Annotated in this window: 13 protein-coding genes, 1 tRNA gene and 1 pseudogene; 8 read left to right on the forward strand and 7 right to left on the reverse strand. The window is 70.5% G+C overall.

Annotation, left to right across the window (positions count from 1 at the left end):
* Positions 1 to 118: 118 nt before the first annotated feature.
* The 5 genes from AB0B98_RS08180 to AB0B98_RS08200 form a co-directional block, all read right to left on the reverse strand.
* The gene (locus AB0B98_RS08180; protein WP_357361512.1) at positions 119 to 2,491 is read right to left on the reverse strand and encodes a transglutaminaseTgpA domain-containing protein; all 2,373 of its coding nucleotides are present in this window, start codon (positions 2,489 to 2,491) and stop codon (positions 119 to 121) included.
* Positions 2,485 to 3,657 carry a DUF58 domain-containing protein gene (locus AB0B98_RS08185; protein WP_357361513.1) on the reverse strand — a complete coding sequence of 391 codons (1,173 nt, stop codon included), beginning with the start codon at positions 3,655 to 3,657 and terminating at the stop codon, positions 2,485 to 2,487. The genes AB0B98_RS08180 and AB0B98_RS08185 overlap by 7 nt, the downstream gene beginning before the upstream one ends.
* Before the next feature lie 14 nt (positions 3,658 to 3,671).
* Positions 3,672 to 4,667 (reverse strand): MoxR family ATPase, encoded by a 996-nt coding sequence (locus tag AB0B98_RS08190; RefSeq protein ID WP_112583044.1) that lies wholly within the window; start codon positions 4,665 to 4,667, stop codon positions 3,672 to 3,674.
* Between the two features lie 27 nt (positions 4,668 to 4,694).
* A complete protein-coding gene (locus tag AB0B98_RS08195; protein ID WP_357361514.1) occupies positions 4,695 to 7,319 on the reverse strand; it encodes a fibronectin type III domain-containing protein in 2,625 nt (874 codons plus the stop codon).
* Positions 7,320 to 7,512: 193 nt separating this feature from the next.
* Positions 7,513 to 10,458, reverse strand: coding sequence for a tetratricopeptide repeat protein (locus AB0B98_RS08200; protein WP_357361515.1), 2,946 nt, complete (start codon positions 10,456 to 10,458; stop codon positions 7,513 to 7,515).
* 233 nt (positions 10,459 to 10,691) lie between these two features.
* Here AB0B98_RS08200 and AB0B98_RS08205 point away from each other — a divergent pair.
* A tRNA-Leu gene (locus AB0B98_RS08205) sits at positions 10,692 to 10,778 on the forward strand.
* Between the two features lie 186 nt (positions 10,779 to 10,964).
* On the opposite strand, the gene AB0B98_RS08210 is transcribed toward AB0B98_RS08205, so the two are convergent.
* Entirely contained in the window at positions 10,965 to 12,092 is a 1,128-nt protein-coding gene (locus AB0B98_RS08210; protein WP_357361516.1) for a Fic family protein, read from the reverse strand.
* A gap of 1,020 nt (positions 12,093 to 13,112) precedes the next feature.
* Positions 13,113 to 13,658 (reverse strand): TetR/AcrR family transcriptional regulator, encoded by a 546-nt coding sequence (locus AB0B98_RS08215; protein WP_130402258.1) that lies wholly within the window; start codon positions 13,656 to 13,658, stop codon positions 13,113 to 13,115.
* A 177-nt stretch (positions 13,659 to 13,835) separates the two neighbouring features.
* On the opposite strand from AB0B98_RS08215, the gene AB0B98_RS08220 reads away from it, so the two are divergent.
* The 7 genes and pseudogenes from AB0B98_RS08220 to AB0B98_RS08250 all read left to right on the forward strand — a co-directional run bounded on the left by AB0B98_RS08220 (position 13,836) and on the right by AB0B98_RS08250 (position 20,143).
* A complete protein-coding gene (locus AB0B98_RS08220; RefSeq protein ID WP_357361517.1) occupies positions 13,836 to 14,678 on the forward strand; it encodes an SDR family NAD(P)-dependent oxidoreductase in 843 nt (280 codons plus the stop codon).
* 123 nt (positions 14,679 to 14,801) lie between these two features.
* On the forward strand, positions 14,802 to 15,692 hold the full coding sequence (locus tag AB0B98_RS08225; RefSeq protein ID WP_357361518.1) for an SDR family NAD(P)-dependent oxidoreductase: 891 nt from the start codon (positions 14,802 to 14,804) through the stop codon (positions 15,690 to 15,692).
* A gap of 61 nt (positions 15,693 to 15,753) precedes the next feature.
* Complete coding sequence (locus tag AB0B98_RS08230; protein ID WP_357361519.1) at positions 15,754 to 17,202, forward strand: aldehyde dehydrogenase; 1,449 nt, start codon at positions 15,754 to 15,756, stop codon at positions 17,200 to 17,202.
* A gap of 676 nt (positions 17,203 to 17,878) precedes the next feature.
* Entirely contained in the window at positions 17,879 to 18,409 is a 531-nt protein-coding gene (locus tag AB0B98_RS08235; RefSeq protein ID WP_357361520.1) for a hypothetical protein, read from the forward strand.
* 362 nt (positions 18,410 to 18,771) lie between these two features.
* Positions 18,772 to 19,431 carry a hypothetical protein gene (locus tag AB0B98_RS08240; RefSeq protein ID WP_357361521.1) on the forward strand — a complete coding sequence of 220 codons (660 nt, stop codon included), beginning with the start codon at positions 18,772 to 18,774 and terminating at the stop codon, positions 19,429 to 19,431.
* Between the two features lie 62 nt (positions 19,432 to 19,493).
* Positions 19,494 to 19,598: pseudogene (locus tag AB0B98_RS08245) on the forward strand (IS5/IS1182 family transposase); the annotation flags it as partial.
* Between the two features lie 119 nt (positions 19,599 to 19,717).
* Complete coding sequence (locus AB0B98_RS08250) at positions 19,718 to 20,143, forward strand: NUDIX domain-containing protein (RefSeq protein ID WP_357361522.1); 426 nt, start codon at positions 19,718 to 19,720, stop codon at positions 20,141 to 20,143.
* Positions 20,144 to 20,267: the final 124 nt, after the last annotated feature.

The raw sequence follows: 20,267 nt of genomic DNA on the forward strand, positions 1-20,267 counted from the left end.
CGACAGGTGGTCTTCCAGTAGCTCACAGGATGAACGACGTGGGGATCCCCCAGCGGCGGTACCGCACTCCCCTGCGCGGGGGAGGAGCCGACCGCAGGTGTTACCGCCGTGCGCCTGCTCATCGGGGAGAGCGGCGGGCGCGGCGCAGCGGAGTGGGGTGCACCGACCAGAGCAGACGCCGCCACCAGGGGCGGGCCGAGCGCAGGGTGGCCACGTAGGCGGTGGCCACCTCGGCGGCGCGAGCCGCCTGGTCGGGAGTCGCGGCGGCGGGGGCGAAGCCCACCTGATTGAGCAGGGCCGCCAACTCGTCGACCACCGGGCCGGATGCGTCTGCCCCCGCTGTGCCGCCGGTGGGCGCGACGGCGTCCGGGTCGGCGGTCGTGTCGCGCCCGGTCGGTTCGTGGCCGGTAGTGCCCGCCCGGGCGTCGGCGAGGGTCCGGCGGGCGTGCCCGGCGATCTCGGTGGCGGCCAGGTCGTCACCGACCGGTCTGCCGGCCAGCCGGAGCGCGTCGGTGACCTCCCGCCAAGCGCCGGCGATGCGCTGACCGGGGTCGCCCCGCACGAGTCGGCTGCGGGTGAGGGAACGGCGCATCGCCAACAGGGTGAGCAGGAGTGCCCCCACCACCAGCAGCAGACCGCCGCTGCCGCCGGCGACCAGCACCGGCGTGGAGACCCCGTCCGGGCCGGGCGGGGCGTCGGCGGCGTCCGCCGGCTCCGGTGAGGCGCTCGGCTCCGCTGTCGGCGCCGGCGCCTCCGACGGCGGAGGGTCCTCCGGCGTCGGGCGGAAATCCTCCTCCACCGGTCTCGGCTCGTCATCGGGGCGGGGCAGCGGGTCGAACGCCACCCATCCCAGCCCGTCGAAGAGCACCTCCGGCCAGGCGTACGCGTCACCGGCCAGCACCGGCCCCTGCCCGCTGGTCCGGAAGCCCACCACCACCCGCGTGGGCAGCCCGGAGAGCCGACCGAGGACCGCGAAGGACGCCGCGAACTGCTCCGAGGTGCCCTCCTGCCCGCCGCCGTTGCGGGGCCCGAACAGGAAGAACCCCAGATTCGGGTACGCGTGCCCGCTCGGGGCGTCCGCCACCACCCGGTAGTGCTCGGCCAGGAACTGCTCGATCGCCGACGCCCGCGCGAACGGCGCGCCGTTCTCCTCGGCGAGTTGGGTGGCCAGCCGGCGCATCGGGTCGGGCACCCCGTCGGCGACCCGCAGCACCCGGGCCACCTCGTCGCCGGCGGGCACGTTCGCGCTGGCCAACAGGTTCGCGTCCGGCCGTTCCTCGGCGGAGGTCACCGAGTACCGCAGCCCCGGCGTCAGCCCCTCCGGCCGGATCAGCGTTCCGCTCGCCGGGTCGTACGCCACCCGCGCCCCACTGACCTCCCGGGGCGTCGCCACCGCGGGCAGCAGCCGACCGCTCAACTCGGCCACGCTGATCTGCTGCCGGACCGTCTGCACAGTGCTGTCGCGGGCCGCGGTCGCGGCCGGCAGGATCCGTCCGGCGTTGCGGTACGTCGCGCCGACCCGCCAGGTCACCCCGTCGTAGTCGCTGAGCACCGCCAACCGGATCCGCACACTGCGCGCGGTGTCCGCCGCCGGGTCGGCCTCCGGCGGTGCGTCGGCGGGCGGTGCGTCGGGGCGTTGCGTGCTCACGTCGAGGAGCTTCTGCTCCGGGTGCAGCGCCCAGCCGGAGATCCGGATCAACGGGTTCTCGTCGAGCGTCTGCACCTGCGGCGGCTCCACGTACCGGCGTGGGTCCACCGGCCGGCCGTCGACCTGCTCCGCGACGACCGGGCCGAGCAACGCCACCAGCCCGACCACCACCGCCACCCCGAGCGCCGCGCTGGTGGCCAGGCGCAGTCGCACCGCCGCGCGTACCCGGGGAGCCAGTTCGGCGCTCGGATCGCCACCGCCGGGCGCGGTCCGGGTGGGAGTCGCCAGGCCGAGGGCCGCGACAGCGACGAACACCACCGTCGACCCCAGCGCCGGTTCGGCGTTCGGGCCGACCACGTAGAGGGCGGCGGCGTAGAGCCCCGCCGCCGGCAGATAACCCAGCAGCACCCGACCGGTGCGCAGCGCCACCTCCGCGCCGGTCAGCCCGGCCAGCCAGGCCGCGACAACAGGCACCAGCACGGTGTCCGGGGTGGGTTCCACCGGGATCATCGCGGTGAGCAGCCGGGGGATGCCGTTGCGGGCGGCGTCCGCGGTGACCTCCAACAGGCCGCCCGGCAACTGCGCGCGGGTCGCGGCCAACCGCAGCGACCACAGTGTCCAGCCGGCCATCGCGGCCACCGACACCGGCGCCACCAGCCAGGACGGTAGCCGCCGGGCCGCCACGCTGACCAGCACCGAACCCGCCGCCGCGCCGACGACCAGCCAGGTCAGCAGGCCACCGGCGTACACCCGGCCGAGCACGACCCCGGCGAGCGCCGTCAGCCCGATCAGCGCCAGCGGCAGAACCGCCGCCCGCAGCACCCGCACGGCGACCGTCACCACCGGCGTACCCCGTCCCACTCGGCGGCGAACTGCGCGCCGTCGGCCGCGTCGACGATCACCAGGCCGGCGGTGCCCGGCGGCGTCGGCTCCGCCGCGCCGAACACCCCGACCACCACCGACGGGTACGCCCCGCGCAGCGCCCCCACGTGCCCCAGCTCGGCCCGGCCACCCGGCCCGGTCAGGAAGATCAGGGTGTCGCCGAGCCGGTCCTGCCGCAGCCGGGTGGTGGCCGCCCGCACCGCGTCACCGTCGGCGGACAGGTCGGCGGCGGCGAGCCGGTCCAGCGGCCCGAGCGCGCCGTCGGCGTCACCGTCGAGCGTCGTCACCTCCGCCGGTTCCGCGGCGGCCAACAGCAACAGCACCGGCAGGTCGGCGCGGTGCGCGGCGGTGACGACCGACGCCGCCGCCTCGCAGGCCGACTCGAACGACTCCGCCACCCCGCCGACCCGCTGCGGGTGCGCGGCGGCACGGTTGTCCAACAGCACGACCAGGCGCGGCAGGCTGGTGTCCACGTTCTCCCGCACCATCAGCTCACCCACCCTGGCGCTGGTGCGCCAGTGCACCCGGCGCAACTCGTCGCCGACCACGTACTCCCGCAGCGAGTCGAACGTGATCGACCCGTGCGGAACCCCGTCCACCCGGCCGTCGAGGCTGCGCCCCGAGCCTCGGGGCACCGCCGTCAGCGGATGGATCCGGGGGTGCACCCAGACCGGCACCGCCGCACCGTACGGGCGGGCCAACGCCACCAACCCCAGCGGGTCGCGTCGGGTCACCCGCAGCGGACCGACCGGCACCACCCCACGACGGTCGGTCGGCACGTCGTAGCGGACCTCGGTGTCCCGGCCGGGGCGCAGGCGCAGCACCGGCACCGGCACTATCCGCTCACCGCACCGGTCCTCGGCCAGCAGGTTCGCCGAGCGCAGCCGCCCGGTGTTGCGCACTGTCAACGTCATGCTCGCCGGCTCGCCGCGCGCCACCCGGTCCGGGTCCGCGCGTCGGGTCACCGTCAGCCGGGGCCGCCAGGCCGCGACCAACGCCGCGTAGCCGACGGCCGCGCCGGCCGCCGCGCCGAGTAGCGTCAACTCGGGGTACGCGAACCGGAAACCCACCCCCAGCAGCGCCACGGCGGCGACGAGCAGCCCGACCCCGCGGGCGGTGATCCCCATCGCGCTGCTGCCGGTCAGCCCTGCACCGGAGCGGGTTGCCCCGACGGCAGCGGCACCGGCACTGAGGCGACGGCCTGGCGCAGCACCTCCGCGGGGGTCATCCCGCGCACCTGGGCGTCCGGGGTGAGCAGCAACCGGTGCGCGAACACCGCCTCGACGAGCGCCTTCAGATCCTCCGGCATGATCCAGCCCCGCCCGTCGATCAGCGCGTACGCGCACGCCGCCCGGGTCAACGCGATCACTCCCCGAGGGCTGACCCCGACGCGCACCTGCGGGTGGGTGCGGGTGGCCGCCGCCAACCGGACCGCGTACGCGTAGAGCGGCTCGGCGATGTGCACCCGGCGGGCCATCCGGACCATCTCCCCGACGGTGGCGGTGTCGGTGACCGGGGCGAGCGCCTCGGGGGAGCGCACCGTCGCGCCGCGCAGCACCTCCACCTCGACCGCCTCGTCCGGGTACCCGACGGAGAGCTTCACCAGGAACCGGTCCAACTGCGCCTCGGGCAGCCGGTAGGTGCCGTCCATCTCCACCGGGTTCTGCGTGGCCACCACCAGGAACGGCGAGGGCACCGGGTGCCGGACCCCGTCCACTGTGACGGTCCGTTCCTCCATCACCTCCAGCAGCGCCGACTGGGTCTTCGGCGACGCCCGGTTGATCTCGTCGGCGATGACGATGTTGGCGAAGACCGGCCCCGGGTGGAACTCGAAGTCCCGGGTCGCCTGGTTGAAGATCGTCACGCCGGACACGTCCGAGGGGAGCAGGTCGGGCGTGAACTGGATGCGCCGCCACTCGCCCTTCACGGTGGCGGCGATGGCCCGCGCCAGGGTCGTCTTACCGACCCCTGGCACGTCCTCCAGCAGCACATGACCCTGGGCGAAGAGCGCGGTCAGCGCCAACCGCACCACCTGCGGCTTGCCGAGCACCACCGCGTTGACGTTCTCGGCCAGCCGGGCGGCCAGGGCGGCGAAACCCTGCACCTCCGGTTGGGTGAGCGGCTCGTGGGTGTTCACTGTCGGTGGTGCTCCTCGCCTGGTGGTTCAGCAGGTGGGCAGGACGTTGATGTTGTCGCCGCCCTCCAGGTTGAGCCAGGCCCAGGGGATGTAGTTCTTCCCCTCGTAGTTCACCTGCACCCACCAGGTGCTGCGCTTGTCACTGTTGTAGATGTAGGCGTACACCTCTTCGCCCGACTTCTTGCAGTACGCCTGCAACCGGCGGCCCGGCTTCGCCCAGCCCACCTGCTTGTCGTTGTCCTGCCGGGCTACCGAGAAGATCTCATTACCGTTGCGGCCGCTCACGTCCTTGTCACAGTAGGTCGACTCGGGCCCGGACGCTCCGTTGCGGCAGGTCGCGATCCCGAACAGCGGCTGGGTGGCCTGCGCCTTCTTCGCGGTGCCCTTACCGGCGGCGTTGCTCGCTGTCACAGTGAACGTGTAATTCGTGCCCGGCGTCAGGCCCGTCATCGTGATGCTGGAGCACGCCCCGGCCTTCGCCGCTTCGCCCGTCGTGGTCAGCGTGCAGGTGGCCTGCCCGCCACCGGCGTCCACTGTGAACGTGACAGTCGCCCCGGTCGCCGTCGACGACGAGCCGGTCACAGTGACGCGTGGCTCGGCCACCGTGCGGGCGGTGGCGGTGGCCTCCGGGCCCGGCCCCGCCTCGTTCACCGCCTTCACCTTCACCGTGACGTTCTGGCCGTTGCCCAGCCCGGTGACGGTCGTACGGGTGTCCGTCACCTCGCTGACCCGCCCACCGACGTCCACCAGGTACTTCGTCACCGGCCGACCGTTGGCCTCGGCCGGCGCCCACTGCACCGTCACCGCGCCCGGCTGGTTGGCGACGGTGCCGGCGCGCAGGTTGAGCGGTCGACCGGGCGCCGCGAAGGGCACCACGGTGTTGCTGACCGGGGACGCCGCCGACCCGGCGCCCTTGCTGTTGACAGCCACCACCGTGAACGCGTACTGGGTGCCGAACTCCAACTCACCGGCGGGCACCGCCAGTTCCGTCTTCGTCGACTCGCCCGCCGGTGCGTTCGTCCCCGCCGAACTGGCCGTCACCGCGTACCTCGCGATGGTGTTGCCCTGCCCGTTCGCCGCCGGCCACTTGACCAGCACCGTGCCGTCCGGCCGTTCCTGCGCGGTGACGCTCGCCGGTGGATCGGGCACCGCGGCGGTCGGCGTCACCGGGTTGCTGTTGCGCGGCGGGCCGTCGCCCTTGGCGTTGACGGCGTGCACCGCGAAGCGGTACGTCTCGCCGTTGGTCAGCCCTTTCACCTCCACCGCACGCTGGTTGGCGCCCACCTCCAGTCGCTGCCCGGCGCCCTGCACCACGTACTTGATGATCTCGGCGCCGTTGGCGGCGGCCGGCCGCCAACTCACCCGCGCCTGGGCGTTGCCGGCGGCTGCGGTGACGCTGCGCGGCGCGCTCGGCTTGCCCACCCGCGGCTTCTTCGGCGGAGGCGGCGGCGGGGGAACCGGCGGCGGGTCACCGCCGAGCACGTCGTTGGCGTACTTGTTGACCTCACGCACCTGGTGCTTGTCGTCCACGACCCGGGCGGTCGCCGCGTCGGGGGAGTTGATGAACAGGTGGTTTTCCCGGACCTCCAGCTCCAGCGGCCCGTTGGCCCGCCCGCGGATGGTCTCGACCAGCTGACCCGCCGCGTCGAAGGAGTAGATGGTGCCGGTGGCCTCGTCGGCGCAGTAGAAGCGGTTCGCCCAGGCCACCGCCGCGCTGAGCCGATCCCCCTCACCCGGCACCGTGAACGCGCTCTCCTGCCCACCGTCACCCACCAGCAGCACCCGCCGGTCGGCGGTCACCGTGACCGGCACCCGTGGGCCGCTGGTGCGCGCGGGCAGCGCCGCCGGGCCGGACAGCGTCAGCGCCGTCGGGTGCACCTCACCGCGCTGCACCCGCACCAGCTTCCCGGCCGTGCGGTCGAGCACCGCCACCCCGTCGTCCAGGGTGGAGACCACCAGCTCGTGGCTCGCTTCGGCAACGTCGTACGACTCGACCCGCTGCGGGCTGAGCCCGGCACCCGCGGGCGCGGCCGAAGCCGGCGCGGACGGCAGCTTGGCGGCGGTGATCGCCGAGACGGTGCCCTGGCTGGGCACCGCGATCCAGAGTCGACCCTTACCGTCGAAGGTGCCGCCGGCGATGCCCGGCGGATAGCGCACCGGCTCGCCGACCGGGGTCAACGATCGCGGGTCGAGCTGGCGCACGATGCCCTGCACGGCGTCGACGACGAACGCCGAGTCCTCGTGCAGGGCCACACTGACGCCCAGGCCAGGGGTGGTCCGGGTGGTCGCGCTGAGCTGGAGGGTGGCCAGATCCAGTGAGCTGATCTGCCCGGTTTGAAGGTCCCGCAGGATCAGCAGCCGGTCGGTCTGGGTGATCTGCATCGGGTGCTGCCGGGCACCGGGGATCTCGGTGCGGGTGTCCACCCGGGCGGTGACCCCGTTGACCCGGGCCAGCTCGCTGCGCGCCGCGCTCCACAGCCAGGAACTCGCGTCGTAGTTGGCCACCGCGTTGTCCGCCGCACCCAACCCGAGGACTGTCAACCCCATGGCGGCCAGCAGCGCGGCCACCGTGCCGACGGTCACCAGCCCGCCGCGCAGCCGTGACCGGGAGCGGGGGGCCTCGGTCGGTACGGCGTCGTCGATGCTGGCCACAGCCGGCTGCCTCCCCTGAGTCGTGGCAGGTGGCGCGCCTTCCGGCGACCCCTGCCCTGAGCCGGGTGCCATCATATGGCGCTGGTGGTGGCGGGGGAACCCGCACCGTCACCCCTGTGGATACCGAGAGTGTGCGTTGTGGACCTCCAGCTCAGCCCGGTTTCCGCTCGACTCGGCGCGGTTCCGGCTCGGCTCAGCGCGGCGACGGTCGGCCGGAGGGCTCCCCACTTGGTGTGGCTTGGCGCTCCCGCGCGGTGCAGACCTGCCCGGAAGTCGCAAAGCTGTCAGTGGAGTAGACCGCCAACACGGTGAAACAGTGATCCACTCGGGAGTTCAACCCGTTGACCGTGTAGCTGGTCCGGCCCGGGTCCACCGTGGCGATCACGCCCAGGGCCTGCCCGGCCCGCCCGGCGGCGACCATGAACGGCACCGCGCCACCGGTCGGGTCCGTCCAGGTCAACGTGATCGTGGCCGAATCGTCGCGCAACTTCAGGTCGCCCGGCGGAAGCCCGGCAGCCGTCGGCGCCGCCGCCGTCGGCGCGGTCCCGGCCGGCGGCGGATCGTCGCGGGTCAGCATCACCGCACCCAGGCCCGCCACCGCCACGACGGCCACCCCGGCCGCCACGACCGCGCCGATCACCGCCACCCGGTTGCGGCCCGTCGACCCACCATCATCGGTGTACGCCGCCCGGTACGCGTCCGGGACCGGGTGGTACTGCTGACCCGGGTACGGCGTCTGGTGTTGGTCGTGGGCCGGGTACGGCGCCTGGTGTTGGTCCTGGGTCGGGTACGGCGCCGGGGGTGGCTGGTGGTGGTACTGCTGGGCCGGCGGCGGTGCGGCCGGCGGCACCAGCGTCGGGTCCGCGCCGACGCCCGGTGACCAGACCGGCTGCGCGACGGGGCTCGACTGCCCGGCCATCGGGCTCGCCTGAGCGATGCTCGGGTGTGCCTGGGCGGCCGTGAGGTGCGTTTGCGCGACGACGGTGCCTGCCGGGGTGACCGTTGGAGCGGGCTGGGCCGCGGCTCGCCAGCCCAGACTGGCCTCGACCGCAGCCGTGCTGCCATCCCCCGGAACTGACGGCAGCACCACGGTCTGGTCGGACATCGTGCTCGGGGCCCGCTGGGACGGCACCACCGGGGCGTCGAGGATGCCCAGCCCGGAGTCACCGTCCGCACCGGTGCCGCCCGCGTCCATCATGGTCTGCCCGACGGGCGGGTGTTGCCCGGCGGGCGTGTGTTGCCCGACGGGCTTGCTCTGCCCAGCGGGCGGGTGCTGCCCAGAGGGCGTGTGTTGCCCAGCGGCGCCGGCCTCCGCAGCCGCCGTGATCGGCGTAGGCGTCGTGGTCTGCGCGGGGGAGTCGGTGCCTGGAGTGGGCAGGGGCTGTGATGGGGCGCTGCTGCTCCAGGGTGGCGCGGTCAACCCCCAGGGCGGCACTGGTGGCGCGCTCACCGGAGGCGCGGAGACTGGTGGTCCGTACGGCGGCCCCGAGGCGGGCGGCCCGAAACCCGGCGGCGCGGACACCGGGTAGGTGTGCCCGGGTGGTCCGGACACGGGTTGGGCGTAGCCGGGAGGTGCGGACACGGGGTAGGTGTGCCCGGGTGGTCCGGACACGGGTTGGGCGTAGCCGGGGGGCGCGGACACGGGGTAGGTGTGCCCAGGCGGTGCGGACACGGGCTGGCCGTAGCCGGGGGGCCCGGATACGGGGTAGCTGTGCCCGGGCGGTGCGGACACCGGCTGGCCGTAGCCGGGGGGCCCGGACACGGGTTGAGCATGGCCGGGCGATGCGGGGCCGGGTGGTGCGGAGACCGGGTACGGCTGCGCCGGTGGTCCCGAGACCGGATACGGCTGGCTGGGGGGCGCGGAGATCGGAGGCGGGGTCACCGGCGGGGCGCCGATGGGCTGGGTCGGTGGTCCGCTCACCGGGTACGCCGGCCCCGGCTGGCCAACGGTAGGAGAGGGCCTGCCCGATGATGACGCCTCAGCGCCGGACACGTTGTGCGATTCGCTCGGCGCGGTTGGTCGGTCGACGGCTCGGGCGGCTTCCTCGGCGAGCAGTGGCTCGATCTGCCGTACCTGGATCGTGGGGTTGTCCCAGCGAGGTGCCGGCACCTCGGCCACCGGCGGGGTCGCGTGGTCACCCACCCTTTGACGTGGTGCCACGGCCGGCCCGGACGGCGGTCGGTCTGGTGACCCCTGCGCGGCCGGCGTCGTCGGCGGGCCTTCAGCCCTCGGCCGGGGTACCGGACCCACCGCTGGCCGGGCCGGTCCGGACGGTTGCTCGTCGGGACGTTGACGGGGTGGCATCGCTTTCGCCGGCGGTGGCGCGTCGGCGCGTGGGCGGGGCGGAGTCGCGGGTCTGGGTGGGGCCGTCGGCGGGCCGGGCTGCACCGGCGCGATCGAGACTGGCGCGATTGAGGAAGCTGCCGGCTTAACGGGCGTCGCACGAGGGGCTGGGACCGGTGCCGGGGTGGCGTGGCCGGGCGACGTGGGTGTGGCTGGTGCGCGTACCGCTGGAGGGGTTTGTCGGGGTGCGGCCGGCGGTTGCGGCGCCCAGGGTGAGACGGCGGGCGGCGGGCCACCGGCGGAGGGCCGCATCGCGGCGAGGGTCGCCAGCGACAGGGTGGGGCCGGAGAGCGCCGACCGGGCACCGGGCTCGGTCACCGGGACCGGACCGGGTGTCGGCGTGGGGTGCTGCTCGCCCGACGTCGACGGGAGTGGGCCGAGGTAGTCGCGGGCTGCGCGTACCGCAGGGTGGTTCGCCCCCAGCGCGGCGGGACCGGCGGTGGCGACGCGGGTGTAGTTGCGGCGGGCCTCGTGCCGGTTGCCGAGTTCCTCCGCCACCTCTGCGAGCTCGAAGGCGAGCGCGAGCATCAGCGGGTCAGAGTGCTCCCAGCGCCGCTCGCCCGCCGCGAACGCCTCCTCCAACACCCGGCGGGCGGCGAGCGGATCGTCCCCCTCCCGGTGCAGCCGCGCCAGCAGATGCGCGGTGTGCAGCACCTCGGGATGGTCGGCACCGTACGGCGGGGGAGCGGATTCGACGGCCTCCGCGAGCAGTTGCCGGGCGGCGCTGAGATCGCCCGCGGCGCGCAGGGCGAGGGCTCGGTGCTGGGCGGCTGCCAGGGGGGAGGGATGGGACACGTGGCAATGCTGCCGTCACAGGGCCGCCGGACGCTACCCGGACACGCTCCGACGGTGTGCCGGAGTGGCCGCTTTGAGGCGGCTTGCGCAGCGGCGGAAGCGGCCCGGGGGAGGCGTCGGAAGGCAATGTGCATGATCCACGAGCGGCGTGTACAGTAACTCCCCGTGCGGCCCACAGTGCCAACCACCGGATGGAAAGATCATCTGGTCGGCAAGGTAGGCTGAACGTGCAGGTCCGGGTGGCGGAATGGCAGACGCGCTAGCTTGAGGTGCTAGTACCCGTATAGGGTGTGGGGGTTCAAGTCCCCCCTCGGACACCAAATATCGTGGAAAATCACGATAATCAGGACAGACTGACTGTCCTATTTGGCCTAGTTAGGCCCCAGCTGTTGTGAGTCTAGAATGCTGTTGGTACGACCTGCTGCATGGGCTCAATTCGGTAGATAGGGAATGGTGTCCGTTCGCGGCGCTGACTGTCGGCGATTGGCAGTGCCGGGGCCTGCGCCTCACCGTCGGTACGGGTCGATGATTTCCTTGGGGCGCAGCGCGGGGGCGGCGAGGTCGCGCAGTGTTGGCGAGGTGAGGTAGAACCTGCCTCGGGTCTCGCCGTGCTGTTCGAGCATGCCTGCCCGGACGAGGGCGCGAAGGTCGCGGGTTGCTTGGTCGTCGGTGAGGTTCTCGTCGCGCTGATAGAGGGTCCGGCGTACTCGACCGCCGGTGGCGGCGAGGTACAGGGCGCTGACGACCCGCTCGGGTAGCCCCGCGCGTCGGACCCAGGTGTCGAGCAGTTCCCAGAGCTGCGCGGCCTGATCGAGGCGTTGCCGGACCAGTTGGGCCTGTTGGTGATGGGCGCTCAGGCAGAACCGGATCCATTTGCTGGTGTCGTTCTCGGGCTGCCAGGTTGGGCCACCGACCTCACCGAGTGCGTCGTAGTAGGCGTAGGTGTTCCGGCCGACGCCGAGCCACTCCTCGATCGAGGAGAACTCCGGGGCGAGGACACCGTCCCGGGCGAGCACGAGGGTGTGTAGACAGCGCGACATCCGGCCGTTCCCGTCCCGCCAAGGATGGATCTTGACCAGGTTCAGGTGAGCCATCGAGGCCCGTACGAGCAGCGGTGTCTCCGGCTCGCCGTCGGCCAGCCAGTCGATCAGCTCGGAGATCAGAGACGGAACATCGTCGGCGTCAGGCCCGGTGTAGACGCGTCGGGCGGTGTGTGCCTCGTCGATATGGATGTCGCCCGGACGGAAGCGGCCCGGCCACTTGCCGAGCTCATGGCGGAGCATCATAAAGTGCAGCGCGTTGAGCAGCATGTGCTGCCAGGCGAACTCGCGTGAGCGGGCGAGTTGCTGCACGTAGGTCAGGGCGTCCCGGTAGCCGGTGATGACCTCCCAGGTTTGCGGGTTCGTCTCTACCGGTTCGTCGCCGGCGACGGCCGCGGCCGCGTCGTCCAGGGACACCTGGTAGCCCTCGATCGAATTCGAGCCCTGGATAGCGTGAGCGATCAGAGTGCGTCGGAGTTGCCCTGTCCAGCGGTGCGGCTCAGCAATCTGATACCGCAGGTTGTCCCGCATGGTGTCCAGTTCGCCAAGCACGCGCTTGTCGTCATCGGCCAGCGCAGGGGTCCGATACAGCATGTGCTAATCATACAATGCTTTCCGCCGAATCCCAGATTAATTTCAGCGTTACGCCGGTGAAGGGCATCAGGCCGCCTCTGACGTGTCGCGCCTTATCGCTGGATGAGGTTGTTCGGTCATGACACGACCTATCCGACCGAAGGAACACCTCGTCGGTCCACTCGTACCCGCTGTCCTGCCCGCGCGTCCGGGTCAAATCCCGATGCCGGTGCCAGCTCTACCTGCCCGAGTCTGCCCACCGGCGATCACCGACGCGGCCCTGGTGCTGGGGATGGCTCTCCCGGCACGCTGTGGCCGGGTGAGCGCGCAGCACCTCCTGCGCGCGTTGGGGTGGCCCCCGCACCACCGCCTCGACGTTCAGCCGCGCCACGGCATGCTCGTCATCTGCTCGGCCAGCGACGGCCTTCACCAGGTGGGGAGCCGAGGGGACCTATCTTTGCCGGCGAATGCCCGGCACATGTGCCGCATCGATCCCGGTCAACCCGTGCTGCTCGCCGCCATCGTTGCGCACGACCTGCTCGTCGTGCATCCGTCAGCACAGTCGTACGCCTGCTCGCCGACCTGCACACCCACCTGGCGGGAGCCGGCAATGACCGCTGACCCATAAGCCACCCCCGCTTTCATGGAGCTTCTTGACCATGTTCTGATCGCCGTGGGGGAGCAAGTCGTCTGCGGCAGCACCGAAGAAGTACCCCGACGAGCTACGTCATCGCGCTGTGCGCTTGTATCGCGAGTCGGACTCGAAGCGCGGGTCGAACTACACGCAAACGCTCCCGACGAAGCCGGTGCACCGGGCCAGTGGAGCTCTCGCGGGTCACAGTGATGGCATCGAGTTGCGGCTGCGCCGTCGCCTTGGGCGCGATCCCAGGTCGTGTCGCCGCCGCAGGTGCGGCGCTGGCGATTGAGGAAGCGGCCCACCGAAACAACCAAGATCAGCCGTCAATGTGACACCGCCGAACCCTGGTGCCGGAGAAGCGGGATCCCGGACCGAGGCCGAACTTCGGTGGCGGCTCCCGGTTGTCACGACGGGCCGAGGCCGTTGAGGAAGGTCTCCACGACCAGGTCGGCCGCCCGTGGGGGAGCCGTTTCGGGGAAGTGATGGGCGGCGGTCTCCACCAGTTGGTTGAGGACCGCCCGCGCCCAGGCCGGGGAGGTGTCGGGGCGAAGGTAGCCCTCATCGGAAGCGCGTTTGAGGAAGTCGTTCAGTCGCTGACTCTGCTGCTGACGTCGTCTGTCGGCGGCGGGATCCGCGCGCATCATGCGGCGCGTGTCGACGGGCCAGTCACGGCTGACCGGAATGATCCCTTCCACGTAGCGGTGCAATGCGACCGCTACCGGAGCCTCCGTAAGCCGCGAGTCGTCGAGGACTCGCTCCGCCGAGTCGAGCTTGGCCTGGAAGACGGCGCTGAGCAGGGCTTCGCGATTGGCGAAGCGGCGGTGAACGGTGGTGCGGTCCACTCCCGCCGCGCTGGCTATGGCGGAGATCGAGGTGCTCGGGTCCTCCGCCAGCAGGCGGGCCCCGGTGCGCAGGACGGCAGCGAGGTTGCGGGCGGCGTCAGCTCTCATGATAGCTCCAAGCGTAACAGTGGTAGTAGATAACCTCACGATCATCCTCGCCGAGGAGGTGTTCGAGTGCGTTAGTGCTACAGTCGAGTCGTAGTTAGGTGAAGATCTACTACGCATATCTCGCGGCACACGCAGGCTGAATCCGAGTGGGTTCAGTTCTAGACAGAAGGAGGTGCCATGGCACGGACATGGCTGATCACCGGCGGTTCCCAGGGTCTCGGGAAGGCCCTGACCCTGGCGGCACTCGGGGCAGGCGATCGAGTTGCCGTGACCTCGCGCAACCCACATTCGCTGACGGACCTGACTCGGGAGCACCCGGAGCGACTCCTGACCCTGCTGCTGGACGTCACCTCGCCTGAGGCGTGCCGCAAAGCGGTCGCGGCGACCGTCGACCGATTCGGCTCCCTCGACGTGGTGATCAACAATGCCGGTTACGCCGCCAGCAGTTCGGTGGAGGACTTCCCGGAGGATGAGTTCCGGGCACAGGTCGACGCAAACCTGTACGGAACCGTCAACGTGACCAGGGCGGCGCTGCCCGTCCTGCGCCGCCAGCGCGGCGGACACATCGTGCAGATCTCGTCCATCGGCGGGCGGGTCGGCGGCACCCCAGGCCTCAGCGCCTACCAGACGGCGAAATTCGGCGTCGAGGGCTTCTCCGAGGTGCTGGCGAACGAGGTCGCCCCGCTGGGCATCAAGGTGACGATCGTCGAGCCGGGCGGCATCCGTACCGGTTGGGCCGCCGGGGCCGCGACCGCCTCCGGCCAGCTCAGCGAGGGCTACGAGCAGACCGTCGGCGCGTGGTTGGAACGGTTCGCGACCTACGCCGGCAACGAGCCTGGTGACCCGGCCCGGATGGCAAAGGCGATCGTCGACATCCTCGACGTGCCGGAGCCCCCGCGTCGACTGCTGCTCGGCAGCGACGCCCTGGAGATCGCGTTGAAATCGGGCGACGAGCGCAACACGGAGGCCCGGACGTGGGCCGAGGTCAGTCGTTCCACGGACCACCCGGTTAAGTCCTGACCGCCAGAGCCCGGCGACCTGCGGACTGTTCGTGGCCGAGCATGCGCTCAGGCCGCTTGTCGCGGCTCGGTGTGGAGGGCGCAGCCGTGCCCCGAAATTCCGTGAAAGTGTGGGTGAGGCGCAATGACAAAGACACTCTTGGTGACCGGAGCGGGCGGAGGCCTCGGTCGGCACCTGGTCGATGCCGGGCTGCAGGCCGGGCACAACGTGCTTGCGACGGATTTGACCACCGACGTCCTGCCGGTGCCCGACCAACAGCAGGACCGGTTGCGCGTACTCGCCGTCGACGTGACCTCCAGCGCTGACGCACGGACGGCGGTCCAGTACGCGGTCAGCGAGTTCGGCCGCCTCGACGTGCTGGTGAACAGCGCCGGATACCGCAGCGTCGGCTCGATTGAAGACATGCCGGAGGACGAGTTCCGCCGGACCGTCGAGATCAATTTCTTCGGTGCGGTCAACATGGTGCGGGCCGCCCTGCCGGTGTTACGCCCACAGCGCTCCGGCAGCATCGTGAACGTCTCGACGATTGGCGGCCGACGCGCCCAGGCCGGCCTGGCGGCATATCAGGCGGCCAAGTGGGCGCTGGGCGGTTTCACGGAGATCCTCGCACGCGAGGTGGAGACGATTGGCATCCACGCCACCCTGGTCGAGCCGGGCGGCATTCGCACGCCGTGGGCGGCTGCCCCGATGTCCGTGCCGCCCATGCAGGACGAGTACGACGAGACAGTTGGCGCCTTCGTACGGACGTACCGCGACAATCCGGACGTGCAACGCGGCGATCCAGCAAAAATGGCGCGGGTGATCCTGCGGATCACGGAGGAGCCGCAGCCGCCGGCGCGGCTCCTCCTGGGCTCGGACGCGGCCTGGCTCGCGCCATTGATCGCCGAGGCCCGGGCCACGGAGGACGCCGCGTGGCGCGAGGTGAGCCAATCCACGGATCTCGACGGTCTCGGCGACTTCACCGAGACCTCGGTCGCCAAGATGGTCCGCCCCCCAACTTTCCCAATCAGCTAGGGCGCACGCCCCACCGCGCCTGACGCCCGATTTCCCTCCCCTCACTAGAAAGACGTGACCGATGATTGTTCGCGACAAGCTCTACATCGGCGGTACCTGGATGACGCCCAGCAGTTCGAAGCTGCTGGAGATCCGCTCCCCGCACGACCAGTCCGTGCTCGGCCAGGTGGCCCAGGCCGCCAACGCCGATGTGGACGCGGCTGTCGCCGCCGCCCGCACGGCGTTCGACAACGGGCCGTGGCCGCATACGATCCCGGAGGAGCGCCAAGAGGTCATCCGCCGCTACGACGCGTTGCGCGCCGCGCGGGCCGACGAGATTGCGGCAGCGATCTCGGCCGAGAACGGATCGGCCGGCTGGTTCACGAAGGCCGGCCAGCCTTTCCTGACCCGGCAGGTCAACGCCTACCTCAAGGCGGCCGAGGAGTTCGGCTGGGAAGAGGTCGTCGAGCCCTCCGACCCCACGGTGGCTTTCGACACCATCGTTCGGCGCGAGGCGATCGGCGTGGTCGCCGCAGTCATCCCGTGGAACTCGCCGTTCTCCGCCGCCACCGCCAAGCTGGTCCCCGCGCTGCTGGCCGGCAACACCGTGGTACTGAAAGTCTCCCCGGAGAACTCGCTGAGCATGATGCTGCTTGCCGACCTCTGGCACGAGGCCGGCCTCCCCGATGGCGTGCTCAGCATTCTCCCGGCGGACCGGGAGACCAGCGAATACCTCGTCTCGCACCCGGACGTTGACAAGATCTCGTTCACCGGGTCGACCCGGGCCGGCCGTCGTATCGCCTCGATCGCCGGGGAGCACCTCAAGCGGGTTGGCCTGGAGTTGGGCGGCAAGTCCGCCGCCATCATCCTGGCCGACGCCGACCTGCCCGCCGTGATGCAGGGGCTGCGCTTCGGTTCCCTGGGCAACAACGGCGAGGCCTGCATCCTGCAGACCCGGATCCTGGCTCCGCGTAGCCGCTACGACGAGGTCGTCGCGGCGCTGAAGGAGATGGTGGAGTCGCTGAAGGTCGGAGATCCGTCAGAGCCGGACACCTTCGTCGGCCCGATGATCCGGCCGGACCAGCAGCACCGCGTGATCGACTACATCAAGCTGGGTATCGCGGAAGGCGCCCGCCTGGTGACCGGTGGCCCCGAGGTGCCCCAGGGCCTGGAGCAGGGCAACTACGTCACCCCGACCGTCTTCGCCGATGTCACCAACAACATGCGCATCGCGCAGGAGGAGATTTTCGGCCCGGTCCTGGCCGTGATCGCCTACGACGACGAGGACGAGGCAGTGCGGATCGCCAACGACTCCGACTACGGTCTCTCCGGCGGAATCTGGACGACGAGCCCCGAGCGGGCACTGGACATGGCCCGCCGACTGCGCACCGGCACTGTCACATTGAACGGCTCGCCGATTAGCTTCGATGGCCCGTTCGGCGGCTACAAGGCCAGCGGCCTCGGTCGCGAGTACGGCCAGGTCGGCCTGACCGGCTACATCGAGCACAAGACGGTCACCCGCCTGCGGTGACAGCCGACGGCGGGCTTTGAATCGCTGGTGCGCCCCGGTCCCCGCCGGCCGCATCCGTGGCGCTCACCACCTGCGCCCCCGCTCGGCCGCAGGCAAGGTGCCCCAACTCCTCGCGACTTTCGTCGGGCAGGAAAGCCAGTGCCAGGCCCCGGAGGAGATAGCCCAGCGGCGGCGCGCAGGTCTCCTTCGAGGATTAGCCTCGGTCTTTCACTCGAGTGGGAATCCATAGCTGGTGTTCGATGAAGTTGGTTGGCGTTTCTGTTGCCGCTTTGTCGGCATGCTGAGGGCCCGGCGCGGGTCCGGGTTCCTCCGCTGAGATCGACTACAGCGCGCACCGTTTGCGTTTCGGTCTGGTAGGTGAATCGCAGTCCGAGTTGCCGGTAGACCTCGGCTTTGTCGTCGGGGTCGGCGTCGCGGAGCACGGTGGCGATGTCGCCGAGCGATTGGACCAGGTCGGCGATCTCGGATCGGCTCATCCGGCATGGTTCCGTCTGCTGGGCCGTTTGAAGATCAGCTTCGGCTCGTGTCTGTTCGGTCTGGGGTTGGGTGATCCATCCGGCGACGATTGCGGGATCTGCGCCGGCATCGAGGGCGGCCGGGGTCTCCGCGTTTTTCGGTCAACAATTTCGGTGCTGCTTGCCATGATCAATTTGCAGGCGTCGCGGACACTTTATTCATGGTGGACCTGTGGCAGGTGGTGCTCTCGGTGGCCGGCGGGGTATTGGCCGCGTTGATCAGCGTGGCGATGGGCGCTTTTCTGAGTGGACGGATCCAGCGAAGGCATTGGGCTCGCACGGCGCAGCTTGACTACTTCGCCCAGCTGCTTTCCGCCTACTCCTACATTTACAATGAATTCTACAAGTGGTCCAGGACGGGGATGCGGCCCGAAACCGAATGGTCGGGATGGAACAATGCGCTGGCCAACCTTAGCCTCGCAGCGGATCCGGTCATCGTCCAGGCGGCATTGGTGATCGATGGATTGTTCTGGGAAACGACTGACAAATTCAAGACTGGTTTGGTTGACCGTAAAAGCTGGCCACAACACCGTGATCGCCTGGAGCAGGCGCACGTTGCATTCATCAATTGCTGCCGAGGCAATCTAGGTGTTGCTCGCGGGCTGATATCTACAACGATCGCGCGGGAAGTTAGATCGGAGATCGAGGGAGTTAAAAGAAGTATTGGTGGCGATGCCCAAGCTCCGAGTTGATGATCGTTTAGCCCTCAGCCTGCCTTGGCCCGGGCCCGGGTGCTCGTCTCCCATGGCCAACCGACACCACTCATGCCGGTCTACCCGGGCACCAGCCGCCGTGGGCAACATCCCGAGCAGGCCCTTAAGGCTGAAGACCTCTCCGGCGAGCCCGCAGGCAGGCGTTGACGCCGGGCTTGCCGGCGGCGGACCGCTCATCGAGCTGCCGCCGGCGTAACACGCGCGACCACATCGTCGCCGGTCCGCCCGAGCGTCGTGCCACGCGTAAACCTGCAACGCCAAACCCGGCACCGGTCCCACGTTCGGCCGGAACCACCGAGCGGGCCACGCCGGAGCGCATCATCGGGGCTAGGGTGCCGCGAATGGAGTGGGACCACGAGGCGTATCGATTGATCGATCCCGGTGAGGCCGAGCGGCGGTTCTCGTTGTCTGCACATGTTGGCTATCCCTACGCCGACCCTGCCGACCAGCAGGAGATTCGGCTGTTCGAGGGCGATTGGACGGTCGACGGGGACCTGATGTCGGCGTTCGACTTCACCCGGCCGCCGTACCACGTCATCATCGACGGCGACCTGACCCAGGTCAGCGAGCTGACCTGGGTGACCGACGACCGCTCCTCGTTCTTCCTGGTCTGTGGCAATGTGGAGGCCCGGGCGGTGACGCTCGGCGGAGTCACCGCAGGGCCGGAACTCGTCATCAGCGGGAACCTGGTGGCAGACGAGGGCGTACTCGGCGACTGCGACGACCCCGGCGGGCGGCTCGTTGTCCACGGTCGTACGCACACCCCGATCGCGATGGTACTCGACGCCTTCGTCATGGATTTTCGTCGGTCGCTGGACGGCGTCGCCGTCGGCGAACCGAGTGCCTTCGTCGGGTCGCATCCTGTCGCCAGCTATGCGGACGCACTGCGCCCCGGGCTTGTCGTCGACGGCGAGTTCGACAGGGAAGCAATCTGGGAAGACCTCAGCGCTGGCGGCGCCGCTTCCCTCCTGTGGTCGCAGTACGACCCTCGGTCGGACTGACCGCTTCTGCGGTGGCAGGCAGGTGGATCCGGGCCAAGGTGTCGGTGAGGCCAGCCTGCCACTGGAAGATCCTTACCCAGCCGCGCTGCTGCCCACGCCGATCCACCACGATCGTGCCTGCCATCCTCGCCCTGCACCACGTCGGAGCCAATCGCTACGCACCATGAAAGGGCGTCGCCGAACGCCGGTCACGCGAGGGTCGTCGCCGGCTCGGTAGGGTCCGGTTGGGGGGTGCACGGATGAGTTTCCGGCTGGCGGCGTATGCCGTGTGCATTGAGGAGGGCGTGTGCTGCTCGCCCATTATGTTTCGCCGACGGGGGACACCCACTGGACCCTTCCGGGTGGCAAGGTTGAGCAGGCCGAGGATCCGTTCGATGCTGTGGTGCGGGAGGTCGCCGAGGAGACGGGCTGCGTTTCGGTGGTCGAACGCCTGCTGGGCGTGGACTCGCGGGTGATTCCTGCCGCTGAGGCGCATCTGGGGATCGAGCATCAGAACGTCGGCATCTTTTACCAGGTCCGGATCACTGGTGGTGTCCTTCGGCCCGAGGCGAACGGCGAGACCGCCGAGTCGGTCTGGACATCGATTTCAGATGTCGCCGGTCTGTGCCGGTCGTCGCTGGTCGATGCCGGTCTTGCGCTGGCGCGAGCCCTTCCGCCGACCGCAACCGGTCACGTCTCTCCGGTTGCGGTCGGCGGCCTGATTCGGCACTGACGCGCCGTCCGGGCAACAACAGCGAGAACAGTGAGTAGTTCAGTGAGCTTGGAAATGGCGCACTGTTGGGTCCTCAAGCCGACCCGGCCTCGTCTCGAACTCGTTGCAACCCGCAGGGGTTCGA

The organism is Micromonospora sp. NPDC048947 (genome assembly GCF_040649495.1).
Taxonomy (GTDB): Bacteria; Actinomycetota; Actinomycetes; order Mycobacteriales; family Micromonosporaceae; genus Micromonospora; species Micromonospora alfalfae.

Coding starts and splice junctions, on each gene's coding strand:
- AB0B98_RS08230 (WP_357361519.1), top strand. CDS start 15,754: ATGATTGTTCGCGACAAGCTCTACATCGGCGGTACCTGGATGACGCCC.
- AB0B98_RS08215 (WP_130402258.1), bottom strand. CDS start 13,658: ATGAGAGCTGACGCCGCCCGCAACCTCGCTGCCGTCCTGCGCACCGGG.
- AB0B98_RS08210 (WP_357361516.1), bottom strand. CDS start 12,092: ATGCTGTATCGGACCCCTGCGCTGGCCGATGACGACAAGCGCGTGCTT.
- AB0B98_RS08185 (WP_357361513.1), bottom strand. CDS start 3,657: ATGGGGATCACCGCCCGCGGGGTCGGGCTGCTCGTCGCCGCCGTGGCG.
- AB0B98_RS08235 (WP_357361520.1), top strand. CDS start 17,879: ATGGTGGACCTGTGGCAGGTGGTGCTCTCGGTGGCCGGCGGGGTATTG.
- AB0B98_RS08220 (WP_357361517.1), top strand. CDS start 13,836: ATGGCACGGACATGGCTGATCACCGGCGGTTCCCAGGGTCTCGGGAAG.
- AB0B98_RS08225 (WP_357361518.1), top strand. CDS start 14,802: ATGACAAAGACACTCTTGGTGACCGGAGCGGGCGGAGGCCTCGGTCGG.
- AB0B98_RS08240 (WP_357361521.1), top strand. CDS start 18,772: ATGGAGTGGGACCACGAGGCGTATCGATTGATCGATCCCGGTGAGGCC.